Here is a 20,386-nt window from a genome sequence, read left to right as displayed (position 1 = left end):
CTACTTGATCTACTTGATCTACTCGATGACGAGCTCGACGGGGATGTTGCCGCGGGTGGCGTTGGAGTAGGGGCAGACCTGGTGGGCCTGCTCGACCAGCTTGCGGCCGGTGGCCTGGTCCACCGTGTCGGGGAGTTCGACGCGGAGGGTGACCGCCAGGCCGAAGCCCTCGCCCTGCTTGCCGATGCCGACCTCGCCGGTGACGGCGGCTTCGCTGACGTCCACCTTGGCGGCGCGGCCGACCATGCCCAGGGCGCTGGCGAAACAGGCCGCGTAGCCGGCGGCGAACAGCTGCTCCGGGTTGGTGCCCTGGCCGTTACCGCCCATCTCCACCGGGATGGCCAGCTGGAGGTCCAGCTTGCCGTCCGAGGAGACGGCACGGCCGTCGCGGCCGTGGGTGGCGGTGGCGACAGCGGTGTAGAGCGCGTCCATGGATGAACCATCCCTCTCAAGTCACGTTCCGGCGACCCGGTCCGGCCGCCCTCACGACCACAAGTAGAGCACACGATTCAATTGTGCACAACTAAATGGCCCGCAAGAGCTATCCTGGGGCCATGACGCCGACCCAGACGCCCATCACCGAGGCCGGGGAGACCGGGGAGAACTGGCTCCGCCTCGACCGCCAGATCTGCTTCTCCCTGCACGCGGCCTCGCGCGCCTTCAACGGCGTCTACCGCGTGATCCTCAAGGACCTCGGACTCACCTACCCCCAGTACCTCGTGATGCTGGTCCTGTGGGAGCAGGGCGACCTGCCAGTGAAGAAGCTGGGCGAGCACCTGCGTCTCGACTCCGGCACGCTGTCGCCGCTCCTCAAGCGGCTGGAGGCGGCCGGCCTGGTCACGCGGGAGCGCAGCGCGCGCGACGAACGTTCGGTCGAGGTGCGGCTGACCGGGCAGGGGGTCGCGCTGCGGGAGCGGGCCCTTCAGGTGCCGCGCCGGATCGTCGCCGCGACCGGCTTCGACCTCGACGAGATCCGCGAGCTGCGCGAGCGCCTCGACCAGCTCACCACGACGCTGGACGCGGCGGCACTGGAGGAGACGCCGGGCTGCCGGTAGGCGCAGGGCTGCCGCTGCCGGTTGACGCCAGGCCGCCAGCAGGCGCCGGGCTGCCGGTAGGCGGGCGACTCTGGGGCGGGCGGCGCACGTAGAGGCGCAGGGTGACCCCGCCACGGGAGAACTCCCGCCGGGGCTCGCGCGGTACGAACTCCTCGGTCACGGTGATGAGCTTGAGCCGCTCGGTCGGGTTGCGCGGATACCAGGGCGTGCGCAGGGCGTACGGCTCGGCGACGACCCAGAGCCGGTCGAGGGCGGCGAGCCTGCGGCGCAGCACCGGGGCGGCGACCTCACGCCCGTACAGCGTCCCGGACGCCGGGCCGGACGCCTTCAGGGCTACGTCCCGCACTCGCCGGAATCCCTTCGGGTACGCCAGCGCCGAGCGCCGCCCGATGGACGGCAGGAACACCACCGGGTCACCCGGGCCCAGTTCACGCGCGGCGAGCGCGGAGACGGCGGCGAGGTTGTCGGGGCGGTGGGCGGGGGTGCGGTCCTGGCGGTGAAGGGGGAGCTCGTGGGCGAAGGCGAGGGTGATGGCCAGGATGCCGACGAGGGTTCCGGTGCGGGGGCCGGTGCGGGGTAGGGATCTCAGGAGACGGTCGGCTCCTGCGGCCGCCAGCAGCGGCGCGCCCGCCAGCGCGTACAGCACGTATCGGTCGTCGTACATCGGCCGCACCTGCGACACGGCCATCAGAGTCAGGGGTGGCACCACCGTCAACGGCAGCGCCACCCGCACGAGTTCCGACCGCCGCCCCGCCGCCGACGCCACGGCGACGAGACCGACGCACGCCCAGAACACCCCGTCCGTCCGCCCCATGAACTCCCGCAACAGCCGCTCGGCCGTGCCGACGCCCGGCGCCGGAAGCCACGCCACCTGACCGGCCTGCCGGCGTGAGACGAGCGCCAGGGGCGCCATGAGCAGCAGGGCGGCGCCGGAGGCCGCCGCCCAGCGTCCCCACACGCGCCTCGGCGCCCGCGCGAGCGCGAGTGTCACCGCGTGTGCGAGAAGCAGCAGCACCGCCAGTTCGTGCAGGAGGCAGGTGACGGCGACGACGGCCGCGTACGGCCACCACGACCGCCCGCCCATGGCCTTCGTCAGCCACAGCGTCGCCGCGGCCGCCCCCGCCGCGACCAGCGCGTACGACCGGGCCTCCTGCGCGTAGTGGCCGGCCAGCGGGGTGATCGCGTACAGCAGTCCTGCCCAGAGGCCGACCCGCGGCCGGTCCAGCCGGGTGCCGAGCGCCGCGACCAGGCCGGCGGTGGCGGCCGCGGCGCCGACGGACGGGAGGCGGAGGACGACCTCGTCGGCCACCCCGCCGGCTGGGCGGACGGTGAGGACGGCGTGCATGAGCAGGTAGTACAGGCCGTGCACCGCGTCCACGCCGTGCAGCAGCCGCCAGATCTGCGGCACCGAGCGCCGGGCGACCTGGAGGGTGACAGCCTCGTCGCGCCAGGCGCCGCCGCGGTCCAGGCCCCACAGGCCGAGCGCGAGCATGACGGCGGCGGGGACGGCCACCGCCACGACACCGGCCGCGCCGCTCCTCGCGCACCTCGGCTTTCCCCTCAACACGCGACCGATTTTGTGCTATTAATGGACGCTTTCTGGCTATTGATGGGGTATCAGCGCTTACGCTCCACTCGCGCGGCTTACGATCCGCGGTGATGACACGTCGCCGCCGCCTCCTGCCGCTCGCCGCCGCCTGGCTCGCCACCCGAGCCCTGATGCTGTGGCTGCTCGCCCACGACTCCCTGCCGTTGCTGGGAGGCCGCGTCGCCCGGGAGGTGTGGCGCCTGTACCACCACTGGTACGTCGTGCTCTCCCACGGCGCCTTCCCGGCCCACGACAGGCTGTGGCAGTACCCGCCGGGCGCCGGACCGGTACTGCTGGCGCCAGGGCTGCTGCCGTGGCTGACGTACCTCCAGGCGTTCGTCGTCCTCACCCTCGCGTCGGACGCGGTCGTCACGGTGGCGCTGGCCCGCGCCGGCCTGCGGCCCGGCCGCAGCCTGCGCGGTGCCGTGCTGTGGGTGGGCGCGCTGCCGTTGCTGCTGCGCCTCCCGCTCGCGCGCTACGACGTCCAGGTCACGGCGCTTGCCGTCGTCTCACTGTTGGCGCTGTCGCGCTCCACGCGCGTGTGCGGGGCGTTCGCGGCGCTCGCGGCGTTGGTGAAGGTGTGGCCGCTGCTGTTGCTGGTGGGGGTGGCGAAGGGGCGGGCGACTCGGTCGGTGTGGACGTGGGCGGCGGTGACGGGGGGCGCGGTCCTCATTCCTCTCGTAGTTTCGTTCAACAATTCTCTTGCCTTCTTGCGCCAACAGGGCGGAAGGGGCGTGCAGATCGAGTCCCTCGGCGGCACGGTCCTCGGCCTCGCGACGCACGCCGGGTGGCCGGGCAAGGTGCGGTACCAGTACGGCGCGATGGAGTTCACCGGCCCGCACGTCTCCGCCGTCGCGCACGCCTGTCTCGCCCTGACGGCCGTCTCCTTCGGGCTCCTGCTGCTGTGGCGGTTCAGGGCCAGGCGGTGGACCGAGGCGACGCCGTACGACGCCGCGCTGACTGCCCTGCTCCTGTTCGTCGTCACCAGCCGGGTGATCAGCCCGCAGTACATGATCTGGCTGCTGGGCCTGGCCGCCGTGTGCCTGACCTCGCGGCACACCACACAGCGTCCGGTGGCCGTGCTGGTCGTGGTGGCCACCGCGGTGAGCACCGCCGTGTTCCCCACCCTCTACCCCGACGTCATCGCCTCCACCTGGACCGGCTGCGCGCTGATGCTCGTCCGCAACGGGCTGCTGGTCACGGCCGCCGGGCTGTCCTTCGTCCGCCTGTGGCGGTCCGGACGCCCCGCCCACCTCTCCTCCGACTCCGACTCCGGCACGTGGACCTCATGCCTCACCGTCAGCTCCCCCAGATCGCGGTCGTCGTCATCGGCTACAACGACGCCGCACATGTGACCGACGCCGTGCGCTCGGCGCTCGCGCAGGGTCCCGCCGTGCGTGAGGTCGTCGCCGTCGACGACTGCTCGACGGACGGCAGCGCCGAGCTGCTCGCCCGCCTCGCCGGGGCGGAGCCGCGGCTGCGCGTGGTGCGGCGCGCGGTCAACAGCGGTGGCTGCGGCGCCCCGCGCAACACCGGGCTCGACGCGGTGACGGCGCCGTACGTGATGTTCCTCGACAGCGACGACGTACTGCCGCCGGGTGCGGTGGACGCGTTGCTCACAGCGGCGACCGAGGAGCGCGCGGAGGTGGCGGGCGGCCTGTGCGTGCGCCGCGAGCTGCCCTCGGGACGCGAAGTGCCCTGGCAGGGGCGCCTGTACGCGGAGCGTGCCGTGATCGCGCGTCCCGCACGGCGCCCGCACCTGGTCCACGACACGCTCTGCGTCAACAAGCTCTACCGCACCGCCTTCCTGAACGCGCACGGCATCCGTTTCCCCGAAGGCCGCTTCCGCTACGAGGACGTCGTCTTCACCGCGCGCGTGCTCGCCGCCGGCCCGCGCTTCGCGCTCGTCCCGGAGCGCGTGTACGTGTGGCACGTACGCCGGTCCGCCGAGCGGCTGTCGATCTCCCTGGACCGCGCGGGCATCGACAACTGGCGGGCGCGCACGGAGGCGAGCCGGATGGCCTACGAGATCCTGCTGGGCGCCGGGCAGAAGGAGCTCGCGCGGGCGGCACGCGCCAAGTTCCTCGACCACGAGCTGCGCATGTACGCGCGCGAGCTGGGGCTGCGCGACACGCGATACCAGCGCGCGTGGTGGACGCACACGCGGGCGTACCTCGCGGAGTACGACGCCGCCGACTGGACGCCCGACCCGACCGCACCCGGCCGTCTCCTCGCGCGGGTCGTCCTCGCCTCCACCGAGCCGCGTGACCTGCCCCGGCTCAGGGAGCTGGCGGCCCGCCCGGCGCGCCTGCTCCCGCCCTACACGCGCGCCGCGGACGGCACGCCCGTCTGGTCCGCCGACCTCCCCCAGGTCACCCTGGAGCCCCTGCTGACCCGCCCCGTCCGCCTCCTCCCCTTCACGGTCGACGCACAACTGCGCCCACGCGCGCGTGGCACCCTCCTGCGGCTGCGCCTGCACGAGCTGTACGGCCGGATGGAGGAGGCGTGCCCCGAGGCGGTGGAGGTGGAGTGGCGGATGCGCGACGGCGGGGGAAGGGGGTGCGTGCGTGCGGCCGGCGCCGGTTCCGTCGCATTCACCCCCGCCTTGGACGGCACCTGGACGGCCGATACGACCGTGGACCTGGCGGCGCTCGGGGCGTGCGGCGCAGGCACCTGGGACCTGCGCCTGCACGTACTGTTCGCGGACAGCACGGGCCGCGAAGTGACTGCGCACGCCGTCACGGGCGCCGGTCGGCTGCGCCGTCGCGCCGTGGTGAGCGCCCGCCACGCCGTCGTGCTCGTGCAGCCGTACGCCACACACTCCGGGGCGCTGGCACTGCGCGTGGCGCCAGGAGCACGGGGAGTCGCGGCAGTCGTCCACAGGAGGCTCCGCCGCCTGATTGACTGAAAGCCGCACATACCGCGCACGAGCTCGCACCACCCAGGGGCCAACTGACGAGGGGACGGCCGCACATGACCTGGCTGATCACCGGCGGCGCCGGCTACATCGGGGCACATGTCATCCGGGCGATGACCGAGGCGGGCGAGAGGACCGTGGTGTACGACGACCTGTCCACCGGCATCGCCGAGCGCGTGCCGCACGAGGTGCCCCTGGTCGTGGGCTCGACGCTGGACGGGGCGCTGCTGGCGCGCACCCTCGCCGACCACGACGTCACCGGCGTGGTGCACCTGGCGGCGAAGAAACAGGTGGGCGAGTCGGTGGACCTCCCCCTGCACTACTACCGCGAGAACCTGGAGGGCCTGCGCGTCCTCCTGGAGGCGGTCACCGCGGCCCGCGTCCCCTCCTTCGTCTTCTCCTCCTCCGCCGCGGTGTACGGCATGCCGGACGCCGCCGCGGGTCGCGACGGCCTGGTGACGGAGGAGACGCCGTGCGTGCCCATGTCGCCGTACGGCGAGACAAAGCTGGCCGGCGAGTGGCTGGTGCGGGCGACGGGCCGGGCAACCGGCCTGTCCACGGCCTCGCTGCGCTACTTCAACGTGGCGGGCGCGGCAAGCCCCGAACTCGCGGACGTGGGCGTCTTCAATCTCATCCCCATGGTCTTCGAGAAGCTCACGGAGAAGGCGCCCCCGCGCATCTTCGGCGACGACTACCCCACCCCCGACGGCACCTGCGTCCGCGACTACATCCACGTCGTCGACCTGGCCGAGGCCCACGTGGCCACGGCCCGCGCCCTGCAGGCGGCCCCCGGCCGCGACCTCACCCTCAACATCGGCCGCGGGGAGGGCGTCTCGGTGCGCGAGATGATCGACCGCATCAACGCCGTCACCGGCTACGACCGTCCCCCCACGGTCACCCCGCGCCGCCCCGGCGACCCAGCCCGGGTCGTCGCCTCCGCCGACCGCATCGCCACCGAACTGGGCTGGAAGGCCAAGCACGACGTCCAGGACATGATCATGTCGGCGTGGGCGGGCTGGGTTCGGCTGCATCCGGAGGCGGCACGCGCGTAGGCGCGGGCGTGGTGCACGCGCGCGGATACCTAGGCGGATTCCGGGGCGCCCACGACCGGGGTCCATTCACGGATCGAACGGACCTCGACACCCGGGGTGCGGTGGTAGTACGGGTCGTCGCGCATGACGTCCTCCAGTTCCGGACGATCCACGGTGAACACGAGGAGGGCGTTGTCCTCGGCGATCACTACTCTCTTGGGCCCTCCAGTCAGAGCGCCTTGAGCGCCTCACTGGTCGCTCGCGCCAAGGCCCCCAAGTATCCCTTCGGGAGCTTCGCGCTGCGGATCACCACCGAACGCCAGTACAGGGGGCCCGAAATCAGGTCGAGGGCGAGCTCCTCGTCGATGCCCGGACGGACCTCGCCGCGCCGCTCCGCCGCCGCGACGATCCCGCTGGCGACGCCCTCCTGCCCCTCCCGCAGGGCCTTCTGCATGGCCTCGGCGATCTCGGGGTTGCGGGCCGCCTCGGCCTGGAGGTCCGGGATGATCTGCGAGGCCACGGGGTGGCGCAGCGCACGGGAGGTCATCTCGTACAGCAGTCGCAGATCACCCTCGAGGGAGCCCGTGTCCGGGGTGGGCAGGCCCTGCATGGCGATCGCCGAGACCACGTCGAGGACGAGGTGCAGCTTGGAGCGCCAGCGGCGGTACACCGCCGTCTTGCCGACGCCCGCCCGGCGGGCGATGCCCTCTATGGACATCCGCGCGTAGCCGACGGCTGCGAGCTCCTCGAAGACGGCCGCGCGGATGGCTTCCGTCACATCCTCGCGGAGTACGGCAGCTCCCGCAGGGGTGCGGCGGCGCGGACGCGTCTGGGGCCCGTCGGCGTTCGTCGTCATGCGGACCAGCATAGGGCGTTACGACGATACGGTTCCGTCCCCACGCAACACGTAGCGACGCAACGGGCCCGTCCCCGCGACGCTACCGTCTCGCCCTCGCAACGCCACGGCCTCGTCGCCACGACGCCACGATCCCGTCCCCTCGACGCCAGAGTCTCGTCACCGCGACGAAACGGTCTCGTCCTTGCGTCGATACGGTCTCGTCCTCGCGTAGCTCGTCACGACGAAACGGTTGCGTTCCGACGCCGACTCGGCCTACGCTCACGTTGCGACGATACGGTCCCGTCCCGACGTGAGAAATCGTTAAGAAGAGCGTAAGGAACTCCGGGCCCACGGACCCGGCGCGAGCCGGACGCGCGCACCCCCTCCCCCGAACGAAAGCAGCGGATGTGAGCCAGGTCCTCCACACACCGCCCCCCGCACCGGCCCCGGCCGACGACGACCTCCCGGCCCTGGCCGCCCGCCACGGTCTCGCGGTCAGCGGTGCCCGCCCCTCCCTGCCCGAGTACATCCGCCAACTGTGGGCGCGACGCCACTTCATCAACGCCTTCGCCACCGCCAAGCTCACCGCCCAGTACAGCCAGGCGAAGCTGGGCCAGCTCTGGCAGGTGATGAACCCGTTGCTGAACGCGGCGGTGTTCTACTTCATCTTCGGCCTGCTGCTGGGCACCTCTCACGGCGTGCCGGACTTCGTGCCCTTCCTGGTTACGGGCGTGTTCATCTGGCAGTTCACACAGAGCTCGATCATGGCGGGCACGCGGGCGATCTCCGGCAACCTCGGCCTCGTACGGGCCCTGCACTTCCCGCGGGCCGCGCTGCCGATCTCCTTCTGCCTCCAGCAGCTGCAGCAGCTGCTGTTCTCGATGGCCGCGCTGATCGTCATCCTGCTCTGCTTCGGCGTGCCCGTCAGCATGTCCTGGGTGCTGGCGGTGCCCGCCCTGGTGCTGCAGTTCACCTTCAACGCCGGCGTCTCGTTGATCGTGGCCCGGATGGGTGCGAAGACGCCGGACATCGCCCAGCTGATGCCGTTCATCCTGCGCACCTGGATGTACGTCTCGGGCGTGATGTGGAGCATCGACAAGGTGCTCAGCAAGGACGATCTGCCCCACTGGGCGATGACGGCACTCCAGTGCAACCCGGCCGCGGTCTACATCGACCTGATGCGCTTCGCCCTGATCGACAGCTTCCACGCCGGCCAGCTGCCGCCCCACGTGTGGCTGGTCGCGACGGGCTGGGCGCTGCTCGCCGGAGTCGGCGGCTTCATCTACTTCTGGAAGGCTGAGGAGACGTACGGCCGTGGCTGAGAACTCGACTTCCGTGAACGCGCAGATCCCCACCGTCGTCGCCGACCACGTCGACATCGTCTACCGGGTCAACGGCACCGGCGCCGGCCGCGGCTCCGCGACCGCCGCCCTCAACCGCATGATGCGCCGCGAGAAGGCCGAGAGGGCGGCGGGCGTGCGCAAGGTGCACGCGGTGAAGGAGGTGTCGTTCGTCGCGTACAAGGGCGAGGCGATCGGTCTGATCGGCACCAACGGCTCCGGCAAGTCGACCCTGCTCAAGGCGGTCGCCGGCCTGCTTCCGGTGGAGAGCGGCAGGATCTACACCGACGGCCAGCCCTCGCTCCTCGGTGTCAACGCGGCCCTGATGGGCGACCTGACCGGCGAGCGCAACGTCTACCTCGGCGGCCTGGCCATGGGCATGTCCCGGGAGCAGATCAAGGAGCGCTACCAGGAGATCGTCGACTTCTCCGGCATCAACGAGAAGGGCGACTTCATCAGCCTCCCCATGCGGACGTACTCCTCCGGCATGGGTGCCCGGCTGCGCTTCTCCATCGCCGCCGCCAAGGACCACGACGTCCTCCTCATCGACGAGGCACTGGCCACCGGTGACCGCTCCTTCCAACGGCGTTCCGAGCAGCGGATCCGCGAGCTGCGCAAGGAGGCGGGCACGGTGTTCCTGGTCAGCCACAGCAGCAAGTCGATCCGCGACACCTGCGACCGCGTCCTGTGGCTGGAGCGCGGCGAGCTGCTCATGGACGGTCCGACGGACGAGGTCATGAAGGAGTACGAGGCGTTCACGAACGGCACGGGCAAGGCGCCCCGGCCGCTCCGGGAGGCACGCCCGGAACCGCGGCGGGAGAAGGTCGCCCTTCCCTCCTGATCCGCAACACCCGACACGACCAGCACAACCAGCACACCTGACACGATCGGCCCAATCACACCCGATCCATTCATCCGACTAATGCCACTATGAACCAGAAGGGGACGCCCGGCCGACGACAAGGCGGACGACGACGAGACGTCACCATGCGAAGGAGTCCACCGCGATGCCCGAGCTCAGCGTCATCGTCCACGGCCCTAACACCCAGGGGCACTTGACCGCCCTCCTCGACGGCCTGGCCGCCCACCCCCTCCCGGACGTCGAGGTGATCGTCGCCGCGGTCGGCGCCTGGGCCCGCGAGACCGCCCAGGGGCACGCACCCGAGCTGACGGTGCTGCCCCTGCCGGACGGCACGGGAGACGCCGAGGCCAGGGCCGCGGGGGCCGCACGGGCGTCCGGCCGCTGGCTGCACTTCGTCCACGCCAGGGACGGACTGCCCACGGGCGCCCCGCGCACGGTCGCCGAGCGCGCCGCTGAGCTGGCGGAGTTGCCGGACACGGTGGACATCCTGCTCTTCGACCACGTCCACTCCACCTGGCAGACGCCCCAAAGGCCCTCCAAGGACGGCCGCCTGCTGGCCCGCGCGGGCCGGACCGCCCACGCCCTGAACGACGCCCCGCACCTCCTGCGCCTCGCCCCGCTGCTCGGCAACCGCGCGATCCGCGCCGACTTCTGGCGGGCGCACGAGGAGGACCTCACCACGGACGACGAGCCGTTCGCCGCGTATGCCGCCCTCCTGCACGCCGACCACGTCGCCTGCCTCCCCCAGATCGCGTACGAACACCGCGAGTTGCGCCCCGAGAGTCTCCCGCCGCTCACCCCGGACGACCGTTACGCCCTGATCGACCGCTACGAGACGCTCCTCGCCCGCACCACGCAGGACCGTCCCGGCCCCCACGCCGTCCTCTACGACGTGATGGTCCAGGACTGCCTGCGCACATTCGCCCGCTCGGCGATGCCGGAGGCGGTGGCCCGGGAGTTCTTCCGCCGGGCGTCGCTCGCGGCGGTCCGCCGGCGCCCGGAGCACCACCGTCACCCGGCCGGCCTCGAAGGCGTTCGCCGTTCCCTCCTCGAAGAGGGCGCCTACACCAAGTACCGCGCGTTCCAGGCCGCCAACCGCACGCGCCGCGCGGCCAGATCGGCCGTCCGGGCCCGCAGGCGCAAGCTCGGTGCGAAGCTTCGCGACCACCAGTACCGCAGGGCGCTCGGCCGCCCGGTCGACCCGGACCTGGCCGTCTTCTCCGCCTACTGGAACCGCGGGGTCACCTGTAACCCGGCCGCGATCGCCGCGAAGCTCTCCGAACTCGCCCCGCACATCCACCCGGTGTGGGTGGTCTCGCCGAAGAACGAAGCGCTCCTCCCGCCCGGCACGGACCACGTCGCCCCCGGCACCCGCCGCTACTGGGAGGTCCTGGCGACGGCCAAGTACCTGGTCAACAACGTCAACTTCGCCAACGCGGTGGTCAAACGCCCGGACGCGGTCCACCTCCAGACCCACCACGGCACCCCCCTCAAGCGTATGGGCCTGGACCAGATGCGCTTCCCGGCCGCCGCCAAGGGCATGGACTTCGCCGCCCTGCTGGCCCGCATCGACAAGTGGGACTACAGCGTCTCCGCCAACAGCCACTCCACCCGCATGTGGGAACGCGCGTACCCGTCCCGCTTCGCCTCCTTGGACCACGGCTATCCGCGCAACGACGTCTACTACTGCGCCACGGCGGCGGACGTCCTCGCCGTCCGCGAACGCCTGGGCATCGCTCCCGGCCGGCGAGCCATCCTCTACGCCCCCACCCACCGCGACTACGAGGCCGGCTGGACCCCGCGCCTGGACCTCGCCGCCCTCGCCGACCACCTCGGCGAGGACACCGTCCTCCTCGTCCGCGGCCACTACTTCTACGACGGCTCGGCGACCCCCCTGACGGGCCTGCGCCGCGCGGGCCGGATCATCGACGTCTCCTCCTACGACCCGGTCGAGGAACTCGCGCTGGCCGCCGACGCGCTGGTCACGGACTACTCGTCCATCATGTTCGACTACGCCAACCTCGACCGCCCGATCGTGATCTACGCCGACGACTGGGAGACGTACGCGACGACCCGAGGCGTCTACTTCGACCTGATGGCCGAGGCGCCGGGCCAGGTGGCCCGCACCCAGGAGGAACTGACCGAGGTCTTCGCCTCGGGCGCCTGGCGCGACGAGGGCGCGGCGAAGGCGCGGGCCGCCTTCCGACGCCGCTTCTGCGAGTACGACGACGGACGCGCCGCCGAACGGGTCGTACGGCGCGTCTTCCTCGGCGAGCACGAGAAGTCCCTGCCACCGGTGATCCCGGTCGACGAACGGATCCCGGCCCCGACCCCGGAGGAGGCGAGCGCCCGATGACCACGCTGCCCGAGGCGACCCCCGATGTCACCGTCACGGTGATCGTCTACAACGACGCCGAACGCCTCCCCCGCGCCGTCGCCTCACTGCGCCGGCAGACGCACGCCGACATCGAGATCATCATCAGCGACGACCACTCGACCGACGACACACCGGAAGTGGCCCGGCGACTGGCGGCCGAGGACCCGCGCATCCTGCTCCTGCGGCTGCCGGAGAACAGCGGCGGTTGCAGCGCCCCGCGCAACCGCGCGCTGGAGATCGCCCGGGCGCCGTACCTGATGTTCCTGGACAGCGACGACGAACTCCCCGCCGACGCGGTGGAGTTGCTCCTCGCGGCGCACCGTGAGCGCGAGGTCGACTTCGTGATGGGCGCGGTGCAGCGGGTGCGCACGGACACCGGGCGCCGTTCGACCTGGATGCCGCACCTGGTCGCCGAGCGGCGCACGGTGGAGGGCATCGAGGCCGACCCGCGCCTGCTGTTCGAGCACCTGTCGACGAGCAAGATGTACGCGCGCACCTTCCTCGACCGCCACGGCCTGCGCTTCCCCGAGGGCATCCACTACGAGGACCAGCTGTTCACGGCCCAGGCGTACTGCCTGGCCAAGGAGTTCACCGTCATCCCGGAGCCGGTCTACCGCTGGTACATCGAGCCGTACGCGGACTCGGAGTCGCGGTCGATCTCCAACCAGCGGCACAAGCTCAGCAACGTCGGCGACCGCGTCCATGTGCAGCGGCTGATCGACGCCTTCCTGGCCGAGAGCGGGCACGAGTCGCTGCGTGAGGACAAGGACTACAAGTTCCTCAAGCACGACTTCCGCATGTACGCCGGCGACCTGCCCTACCGGGACGAGGAGTGGCTGGCGTCGTTCGCGGAGATCGTGAACCCGTATCTGGCGACGCTGGCACCGGGTGCGTACGCCCGCCTCCCGCGCGCGGAGCGTGTGGTCCTCCAGCTGATCCGCGAGGGGCACTTGGCGGAGGCCCGGCTGGCGGCCCGAGGCCTGGGCCATGGCGTGTCCCCGAGGACGGTGACTGCGGACGCGCAGGGCAGGACGTACTGGGGCGACACGGTCCCGCAGTCCCCGGATGCCCGCCGCGAACTGGACGTCTCCGACCTGGAACTGGACACGCGGCCCTTCCCGAGCGCGCAGTTCCGCCACGAGATCACGGAGCTGACCCCGGGGCCGGGCGCCTCGCTCGACCTGGCCATACGGACGTACGACCCGGGCCTGCGCCTGGCCGTCGGCCCCCACCGCGCCTGCCTCCTCCTCGCGCCAGGACGACGCCTCACGGTCCCCTTCCGCCTGCTCCCGGTCCGCCCCGGCGTCTTCGAGGGCCGCGTCCACCTCGACCTCGCGACGGCCCCCCTGCCCATCCGGGGCTTCGCCGGCGTCCGCCACCCGGTGCTCCGCATCGAACAGCAGGGCATGCCGCACACCGCCCTCCTCCTGGCTCCCCTCACCTTCCCCACCGTCACGGCCCACATCGCCTACCGCTCCGGCACGTCCTTCCACCAGGTCACGGTGGAACCGGAGGGCCGCGGCCCGGGCCGCCTGCAGGTGCGGTGGCGCCCGGTGGGCGTGACGGCACGGGTCGTACGACCGCTGGCGCGCAAGGTGGCACGGCCGAGGGTGAGGAGAGCGGCCCGGCTGGTGAGAAGCGCACTGAGGTGAGGGAAGACATCAGCGCCCATGGGCAGGGCGGCGGGGCGAAGTCCACTCACGGCACGACGACGTACAGCACCTGCCCGCCCGGCCCCCGAGTCACCTCGCGCAGTTCACCGGCCCCCCGCACCGCCCCCCGGGCCACCACCCACCGCACCCCGTACGACTTCACGATGTCCCGCCGCACCCCGTCCGCCGTCCCCGCCGCGAAGTACCTGCGCACCGCGGCCACCCGCCGCCCCTCGTCCGAGAGGAAGAAGTCGGGATACCCGGGAGCCACGGTGTACGGCCCGTACGCCGGGATCTGCCGCGCCGCGGACGTCCGCGCCAGCACCACATCCCCGTACTTCACCCACGGCGTGATCCACCGGTACCCCACCCAAGGCTCCCGGTACTTCGCCGCGACCACCTCCGGCAGCCGCTCCCGCCCCACCACGTACCCCAGCGTCCCGGCCTGCGTCCACGCCCCCACCAGCAGCGCCGCGCCGAGCACACACGCCCACGCCACCCGCACACTCCGCCGCCCGGCCGCCACCACTTCCAGGGCGGCGGCGACCTGCGCCGGAATCAGTACGGCGGGCAGCGCACGCCCCCACGAGTAGTGCCCGCTCAGCCAGCCCCCCGCGCACACCACGACCCCCAGCCCGAAGAACAGCACCAGCGGATCCCACCGGTCCCGCCGCCACCGCAGCCCCAGCGCCACCACCCCCACCAGCACCAGCCCGAACCGCCCGACCGGGTCCCGGTACAGCGCCCGGTGCACCGACTCCAGATCCGCACCGGCCCCGAACAGCGCGAAGAAGTCGTAGTACGGCCACAGCCACAGCACCACCACCCCCAGCGCGAGCCCCGCCGCCGGCCGCGCCCACACCGCCCGCGCGGGCCGCGGCCGCGCCGCGAGCACCGTGGCGAGCGCGCCCAGCGAGGCGACGACGCCCGAGAACTGGTGGCAGAGCAGGATCACCGCCCACAGCACCCCGAGCCCGAGCCAGTCCCCCCACCCCCCAGAACTCCCGAAACTCCCGAAACTCCCGAAACTCCCGGACGAATGCACCGCCCGCGCCAGCCACGCCCAGAAGTGAAAGGCGAGCCCCAGGGTGAACACACTCGGATACGACACCGTCAACGCGAGGGAGTTGAGACCGAGGAACCCGCTCCACTCGAACAACGCCGTGCCCCACAGAAACAGCAGGCACAGCAGCACGAGCGCCGGCGCCACGGGATGCCGGCTCAGGGTCCGCACGTACCGCTGGACCCCGGTCACGAGCAGCGCGAGTCCGACGACCGCTCCGATGCGCAGGACGACGAAGACCGACAGTCCCGTCACCCGCGCGACGCACCCCAGCAGCAGCATCCACGGCGAGTAGTACGGGCTCGGCGTGTCCGCGTCGACCAGCGGGTTGCCCGGGTCGAGGAGGTTGTGGCGCAGGCGTTCGACGGTCGCCGCGTGCATGCCGAGATCGCCCGCCCACGGGAGACGGACGATCACCAGGACCATGAGGCCGAGCACGAGCGCGGCGGCCGCCGGCGGAACGGCCGCCGTCGCCCTAGAAGGCGCGCCGCGCATCCTGATTCACCGTCACGCGCGCCACCTTACGCGCCACTTTAAGCGAATCATCCCAATTGGAGGGAAAGGCAAATTCTCCGCACGGTGGCAGTAGAAACGGGGCGCCCCGAGCCAGACCGGCCCGGGGCGCCCCCGTCGACGTATTCCTACTTGCTACGAATGCGTCCGCAGCAGCGTCCGCATCGTCCGCATCGCCACCGACAGGTTGGCGAGGTCGAACGTGTCCGAGCTCTGGATCTCCTCCAGCGTCGCGCGCGCCCGGCCGAGGATCGCCGCGTTCTTCTCCTCCCACGCCTTGAAGCGCTGCTCGGGAGTCGAGGTGCCGTTACCGACGGCGAGGACGTCCGCGGTGAGGGCCGCGTGGGCCGCGTACAGGTCCTCGCGGATCGAGGCGCGGGCCATGGACTGCCAGCGGTCGGCGCGGGGCAGCTCGATGATGCGGTCCATGAGCTGGGTGATGTGCAGACGGTCGGCGAGGTCGTAGTAGACCTCGGCGACGTCCAGCGGCTCCTTGCCCATGCGGTCGGCCACCGAGACCACGTCGAGCGCCGGGAAGGCGGAGGAGAACCCGGCCACGCGCGTGGCCAGCTCGTCCGGGACGCCCGCGCCCGTCAGCTCGTCGTAGATGTGCTGGTACCACTCCACGTCCGCGCCGCGCAGCAGCTTCGGCAGCTGCTGCCAGACCTGCTCGACCCGCTCGGCGAAGAAGTCGACGGCCTCGGCGAGCTGGAGCGGCTGCGGCCGGTTGTTGAGCAGCCAGCGCGTGCCGCGCTCGACCAGGCGGCGCGAGTGCAGCCGGATCCGGGTCTGGACGTCGGCCTCGACCTTGCTGTCCAGCGCCTCGACCGCGTCCCACACGGGCGCCGAGCGGAAGATCGCGCGGGCCACGGTCTGCGCACGCACGATCTCCTCCAGCGAGGCGCCGGTCTCCTCGCGCAGCCGGTGCAGGTAGGTCGTACCGCCCGTGTTGACCGTGTCGTTGACCAGCACGGTCGTGGTGATCTCACGGCGCAGCGGGTGGTTGTCGATGCGCTCGGAGAACTGCTCGCGCAGCGCCGTCGGGAAGTACGCGTGCAGCAGGCTGCGCAGGTACGGGTCGTCGGGCAGCGAGGTGTGCAGCAGTTCCTCGGCGACCGTGATCTTCGTGTACGCCAGCAGGACGGCCGTTTCCGGGCTGGTCAGGCCCTGGCCGGAGCCGAGTCGCTCGCGGATCTGGCGGTCGGTGGGCAGGAACTCCAGCGCCCGGTCGAGGTGGCCCTCGCGCACCAGGTGGCGGATGAAGCGCTGCTGCGCGTGGAGCATGTCCTTGGACTGGGCGAGGGCGTTGGCGATCGCCGTGTTCTGCGCGTAGTTGTTGCGCAGGACCAGGCTGCCGACCTCGTCGGTCATGTCGGCGAGCAGCTTGTTGCGCTGCTTGACGGTCATGTCGCCGTCCGCGACCAGGCCGTTGAGCAGGATCTTGATGTTCACCTCGTGGTCGGAGGTGTCCACGCCCGCGCTGTTGTCGATGGCGTCGTTGTTGATCCGGCCGCCCTGCCGCGCGAACTCGATCCGGCCCAGCTGGGTCAGGCCCAGGTTGCCGCCCTCGCCGACGACCTTGACGCGCAGGTCGCGGCCGTCGACGCGGATGGCGTCGTTGCCCTTGTCACCGACGTCCGCGTGGGTCTCGGTGGACGCCTTGACGTACGTGCCGATGCCGCCGTTCCACAGCAGGTCCACCGGGGCCTGGAGGATGGCCTTCATCAGGTCGGCGGGGGTCATCTTGAGGACCTTGGCCTCGATGCCGAGGGCCTCGCGGATGTGGCCGTTGACCGGGATGGCCTTCGCCGTGCGCGGGAAGACACCGCCGCCCGCGGAGATGAGCTCGCTGTTGTAGTCGGCCCACGAGCTGCGCGGCAGCTCGAACAGGCGGCGGCGCTCGGCGTAGGAGGTGGCCGCGTCCGGGGTGGGGTCGATGAAGATGTGCCGGTGGTCGAAGGCGGCGACCAGGCGGATGTGCTCGCTCAGCAGCATGCCGTTGCCGAACACGTCGCCGGACATGTCGCCGATGCCGACGACCGTGAAGTCCTCGACCTGGGTGTTCACGCCCAGCTCCCGGAAGTGCCGCTTCACGGACTCCCAGGCGCCACGGGCGGTGATGCCCATGGCCTTGTGGTCGTAGCCGGCCGAGCCACCGGAGGCGAAGGCGTCGCCGAGCCAGAAGTTGTACGACTGCGCGACCTCGTTGGCGATGTCCGAGAACGTCGCCGTGCCCTTGTCGGCCGCGACCACCAGGTAGGTGTCGTCCTCGTCGTGCCGCACGACGTCCGCCGGGGGCACGACCTCACCGGCGACCATGTTGTCGGTGATGTCGAGCAGCGCCGAGATGAAGGTCTGGTAGCTGGCGATGCCCTCGGCCAGCCACGCGTCCCGGTCGACGGCCGGGTCCGGCAGCTGCTTGGCGACGAAGCCGCCCTTGGCGCCGACGGGCACGATGACGGTGTTCTTGACCATCTGCGCCTTGACCAGGCCGAGGATCTCGGTACGGAAGTCCTCACGCCGGTCGGACCAGCGCAGCCCGCCCCGCGCGACCTTGCCGAAGCGCAGGTGCACGCCTTCCACCCGCGGCGAGTACACCCAGATCTCGAACGCCGGGCGCGGCGCCGGCAGGTCGGGGATCGCCTGCGGGTCGAACTTCATGGAGACGTAGTCGTGCGGCTTGCCGGCCGCGGCCTCCTGGAAGAAGTTCGTGCGCAGGGTCGCCTTGATGACGGTGAGGAAGGACCGCAGGATCCGGTCCTCGTCGAGGGAGGCCACCTGGTCGAGGGCGGCTTCGAGCTCTTCGAGGAGGGCGTCGACGATCTCGAGGCCCGCGCGCTGGCGCTCGGGCGCCATCCGCGCCTCGAAGAGGGAGACGAGGAGTCGGGTCGTGTGGACGTTGTTGCGGAGGGTGTCCTCCATGTAGTCCTGGCTGAAGGTGGAGCCCGCCTGGCGCAGGTACTTGGCGTACGCCCGCAGCACCATCGCCTGCCGCCAGTCCAGCCCGGCGCTCAGCACGAGGGCGTTGAAGCCGTCGTTCTCCGCCTTGCCGGTCCAGGTGGCCTCGAACGCCTTCTGGAAGCGCTCACGGCCGCCGTCACCGAGGTAGTCGCCGTTGCCGCCGCCCATCGACTTGGGAATGCGCAGGCCGAAGTCGTAGATCCAGGCGCTCGAACGGTCCGCGCAGCGCAGTTCGTACGGCCGCTCGTCGATCACCTCGACGCCGAGCCGGTTGAGAACCGGCAGCACAGCGGAGAGGGAGATGGCGGCGCCCTTGCGGTAGATCTTGAAGCGGCGCTCGTCGGGGGCGGCGCCGACCGGCTCGTACAGGCTGAGCGAGAAGTCGTTGCCCGCCTCCTCGCTGAGGCGTTCGAGGTGGCCGAGGTCGGCGACCGCGGCGCGCGGCGTGTGGTCGGCCTTGTAGCCCTCGGGGAAGGCGTTGTTGTAGCGGCGCAGCAGCTCGGCGGCCCGCTCCTCGCCGCACTCGGCGTTCATCGCCTCGGCGAACGCGTCGGCCCAGGACCGCGCGGCCTCCACCAGCCGTGCCTCGATGCGCTCCTTGTCGGCGTCGCTGAGCTGGGGCAGCTCGGTGCCCTGCGGAACACGCACGACGAAGTGCAGCCGGGACAGGATCGACTCGGTGTTCCAGGCGGTGAAGTCGACGCTGGTGCCGCCGAGCTCCTCCTTCAGGATGTCGATGATGCGCAGCCGGACACCGGTGGTGTAGCGGTCGCGGGGCAGGTAGACGAGGGCGGAGTAGTAGCGCCCGTACTCGTCCTGGCGCAGATACAGCCGCAGCCGCCTGCGTTCCTGCAGGTACAGCACGGACGTGACGATGGACTGGAGCTCGTCGACCGGCGTCTGGAAGAGCTCGTCACGCGGGTACGTCTCCAGGATCTGGAGCAGGTCGCGCCCGTCGTGACTGTCGGGCGAGAAGCCGGCGCGGTGCAGGACGTCGTCGACCTTGCGCCGGATGACCGGCACACGGCGCACGGACTCGGTGTAGGCGGCGGAGGAGAACAGCCCGAGGAAACGCCGCTCGCCGACGACATTGCCGTCCGCGTCGAACTTCTTCACACCCACGTAGTCGAGGTACGACGGCCGGTGCACGGTGGACCGGCTGTTCGCCTTGGTCAGGACGAGGAGCTTGTGCTCGCGGGCCTTGGCGCGGGCGTCGGCGGGGAGCCGCTCGAAGGAGGGGCTCACGGGGTGGCCCTCGTCACCGGCGTGGTGCGGGTCGGAACGCAGGATGCCGAGGCCTGTCCCCGGGACGGCGACGAGGGAGTCGTCCCCGCGCAGCTCGTACTCGCGGTAGCCGAGGAAGGTGAAGTGGTCGGCGGCCAGCCAGCGCAGCAGCTCGCGGGCCTCCTCGACCTCGGGCCGGGCCAGATCACCGGGCACGGGCTCGCTCTGCAGCCCGTCGGCGACACGGATGGCCGCGTCCCGCATCTTCTCCCAGTCCTCGACGGTCTCGCGGACGTCGGAGAGCACCCGCAGCAGATCGGCGGTGATCTGCTTCAGGTCGGCGCGGTCGGTCTCACGGTCGATCTCGACGTGGATCCAGGACTCGATGTGTGCGTCGTGCGGCAGCTCACCGGCGGGCGGGTCAGTGAGCACCTCGACGAGCTTGCCGGTGACATCGCGCCGGACGACGACCTGGGGGTGAATGACGACGTGAATCCCACGCCCCTGCCGAGTCAGCTCGTTGGTCACCGAATCCACGAGGAAGGGCATGTCGTCGGTGACGACCTCGACGACAGAGTGGCTGCAGGTCCAGCCGTTCTCCTCGACCGTCGGGGTGTGCACCCGGACGTTGGCGGTGCCCTGCGGCCGGTTCTCCGCCAGCCGGTAGTGGGAGACGGCGGCTCCGAAGACGTCGACCGGGTCACGGCCGCTGAGGTCCTCCGGGGCGGTGTGCAGGTAGTAGCGCTGGAGGAACGCGAGCACGGAGTCCCGGTCCGGGGCCCCCTCGCTCGTCGTCCCAGTCGGTAGGTGCCCCCCGACCGGGCTGTTCTCAGCGACCCGGGCGGCCCTCTCGAGCAGCTCGGCCTTGGCTTCGTCCAGCTTGGTCTGCATTGTCCTCTGACTCCTGTCGCGCGCCGTTGCGTGACGTAGAAGGAAGTACGGTCCCTTGCCTTCCGGCGTAACGC

14 protein-coding genes are annotated in these 20,386 nt (G+C 71.4%); 8 read left to right on the top strand and 6 right to left on the bottom strand.

Features of this window, described 5'->3' with window-relative positions; genetic code table 11:
* Positions 1-18 precede the first annotated feature (18 nt).
* Positions 19-432, bottom strand: a complete 414-nt coding sequence (locus ABT114_RS42530) for an organic hydroperoxide resistance protein (protein ID WP_351150304.1) — start codon at positions 430-432, stop codon at positions 19-21.
* A 122-nt stretch (positions 433-554) separates the two neighbouring features.
* On the opposite strand from ABT114_RS42530, the gene ABT114_RS42525 reads away from it, so the two are divergent.
* On the top strand, positions 555-1,055 hold the full coding sequence (locus tag ABT114_RS42525) for a MarR family winged helix-turn-helix transcriptional regulator (RefSeq protein WP_351150301.1): 501 nt from the start codon (positions 555-557) through the stop codon (positions 1,053-1,055).
* On the opposite strand, the gene ABT114_RS42520 is transcribed toward ABT114_RS42525, so the two are convergent.
* Positions 1,003-2,622 (bottom strand): glycosyltransferase family protein, encoded by a 1,620-nt coding sequence (locus ABT114_RS42520; RefSeq protein ID WP_351150298.1) that lies wholly within the window; start codon positions 2,620-2,622, stop codon positions 1,003-1,005. The two genes, ABT114_RS42525 and ABT114_RS42520, sit on opposite strands and share 53 nt — an antisense overlap.
* Before the next feature lie 92 nt (positions 2,623-2,714).
* On the opposite strand from ABT114_RS42520, the gene ABT114_RS42515 reads away from it, so the two are divergent.
* The 3 genes from ABT114_RS42515 (at position 2,715) to galE (ending at position 6,612) form a co-directional block, all read left to right on the top strand.
* Positions 2,715-3,998 (top strand): glycosyltransferase 87 family protein, encoded by a 1,284-nt coding sequence (locus tag ABT114_RS42515; RefSeq protein ID WP_351150295.1) that lies wholly within the window; start codon positions 2,715-2,717, stop codon positions 3,996-3,998.
* Positions 3,932-5,551, top strand: coding sequence for a glycosyltransferase (locus tag ABT114_RS42510; RefSeq protein ID WP_351150293.1), 1,620 nt, complete (start codon positions 3,932-3,934; stop codon positions 5,549-5,551). The genes ABT114_RS42515 and ABT114_RS42510 overlap by 67 nt, the downstream gene beginning before the upstream one ends.
* Before the next feature lie 65 nt (positions 5,552-5,616).
* Positions 5,617-6,612: a UDP-glucose 4-epimerase GalE gene (gene galE, locus ABT114_RS42505; protein ID WP_351150290.1), complete on the top strand. Its 996-nt coding sequence runs from the start codon at positions 5,617-5,619 to the stop codon at positions 6,610-6,612.
* 29 nt (positions 6,613-6,641) lie between these two features.
* Here galE and ABT114_RS42500 read toward each other — a convergent pair whose 3' ends face one another.
* Both ABT114_RS42500 and ABT114_RS42495 read right to left on the bottom strand, forming a co-directional pair.
* Complete coding sequence (locus ABT114_RS42500) at positions 6,642-6,800, bottom strand: YciI family protein (protein WP_351150288.1); 159 nt, start codon at positions 6,798-6,800, stop codon at positions 6,642-6,644.
* Positions 6,801-6,820: 20 nt separating this feature from the next.
* Positions 6,821-7,459, bottom strand: coding sequence for a TetR/AcrR family transcriptional regulator (locus ABT114_RS42495; RefSeq protein ID WP_351150285.1), 639 nt, complete (start codon positions 7,457-7,459; stop codon positions 6,821-6,823).
* A 377-nt stretch (positions 7,460-7,836) separates the two neighbouring features.
* Here ABT114_RS42495 and ABT114_RS42490 point away from each other — a divergent pair, with 377 nt between their 5' ends.
* The 4 genes from ABT114_RS42490 (at position 7,837) to ABT114_RS42475 (ending at position 13,660) form a co-directional block, all read left to right on the top strand.
* The gene (locus ABT114_RS42490; protein ID WP_351150283.1) at positions 7,837-8,751 is read left to right on the top strand and encodes an ABC transporter permease; all 915 of its coding nucleotides are present in this window, start codon (positions 7,837-7,839) and stop codon (positions 8,749-8,751) included.
* Complete coding sequence (locus ABT114_RS42485) at positions 8,744-9,610, top strand: ABC transporter ATP-binding protein (protein WP_351150280.1); 867 nt, start codon at positions 8,744-8,746, stop codon at positions 9,608-9,610. The genes ABT114_RS42490 and ABT114_RS42485 overlap by 8 nt, the downstream gene beginning before the upstream one ends.
* A 166-nt stretch (positions 9,611-9,776) precedes the next feature.
* Positions 9,777-11,987 (top strand): CDP-glycerol glycerophosphotransferase family protein, encoded by a 2,211-nt coding sequence (locus ABT114_RS42480; protein WP_351150278.1) that lies wholly within the window; start codon positions 9,777-9,779, stop codon positions 11,985-11,987.
* Positions 11,984-13,660 (top strand): glycosyltransferase family 2 protein, encoded by a 1,677-nt coding sequence (locus ABT114_RS42475; protein ID WP_351150275.1) that lies wholly within the window; start codon positions 11,984-11,986, stop codon positions 13,658-13,660. The genes ABT114_RS42480 and ABT114_RS42475 overlap by 4 nt, the downstream gene beginning before the upstream one ends.
* Before the next feature lie 46 nt (positions 13,661-13,706).
* Here the strand turns inward: ABT114_RS42475 and ABT114_RS42470 are convergent, their stop codons facing one another.
* Entirely contained in the window at positions 13,707-15,218 is a 1,512-nt protein-coding gene (locus tag ABT114_RS42470) for a putative glycosyltransferase family protein (RefSeq protein WP_351150272.1), read from the bottom strand.
* A 153-nt stretch (positions 15,219-15,371) separates the two neighbouring features.
* Positions 15,372-20,312, bottom strand: coding sequence for an NAD-glutamate dehydrogenase (locus ABT114_RS42465; protein WP_351150269.1), 4,941 nt, complete (start codon positions 20,310-20,312; stop codon positions 15,372-15,374).
* Positions 20,313-20,386: the final 74 nt, after the last annotated feature.

Source organism: Streptomyces sp. NPDC002088 (assembly GCF_040296605.1).
Lineage (GTDB): Bacteria > Actinomycetota > Actinomycetes > Streptomycetales > Streptomycetaceae > Streptomyces.
Note: the sequence above shows the minus strand (reverse complement) of the source record. Positions and strands in the feature narration are given on the sequence as shown.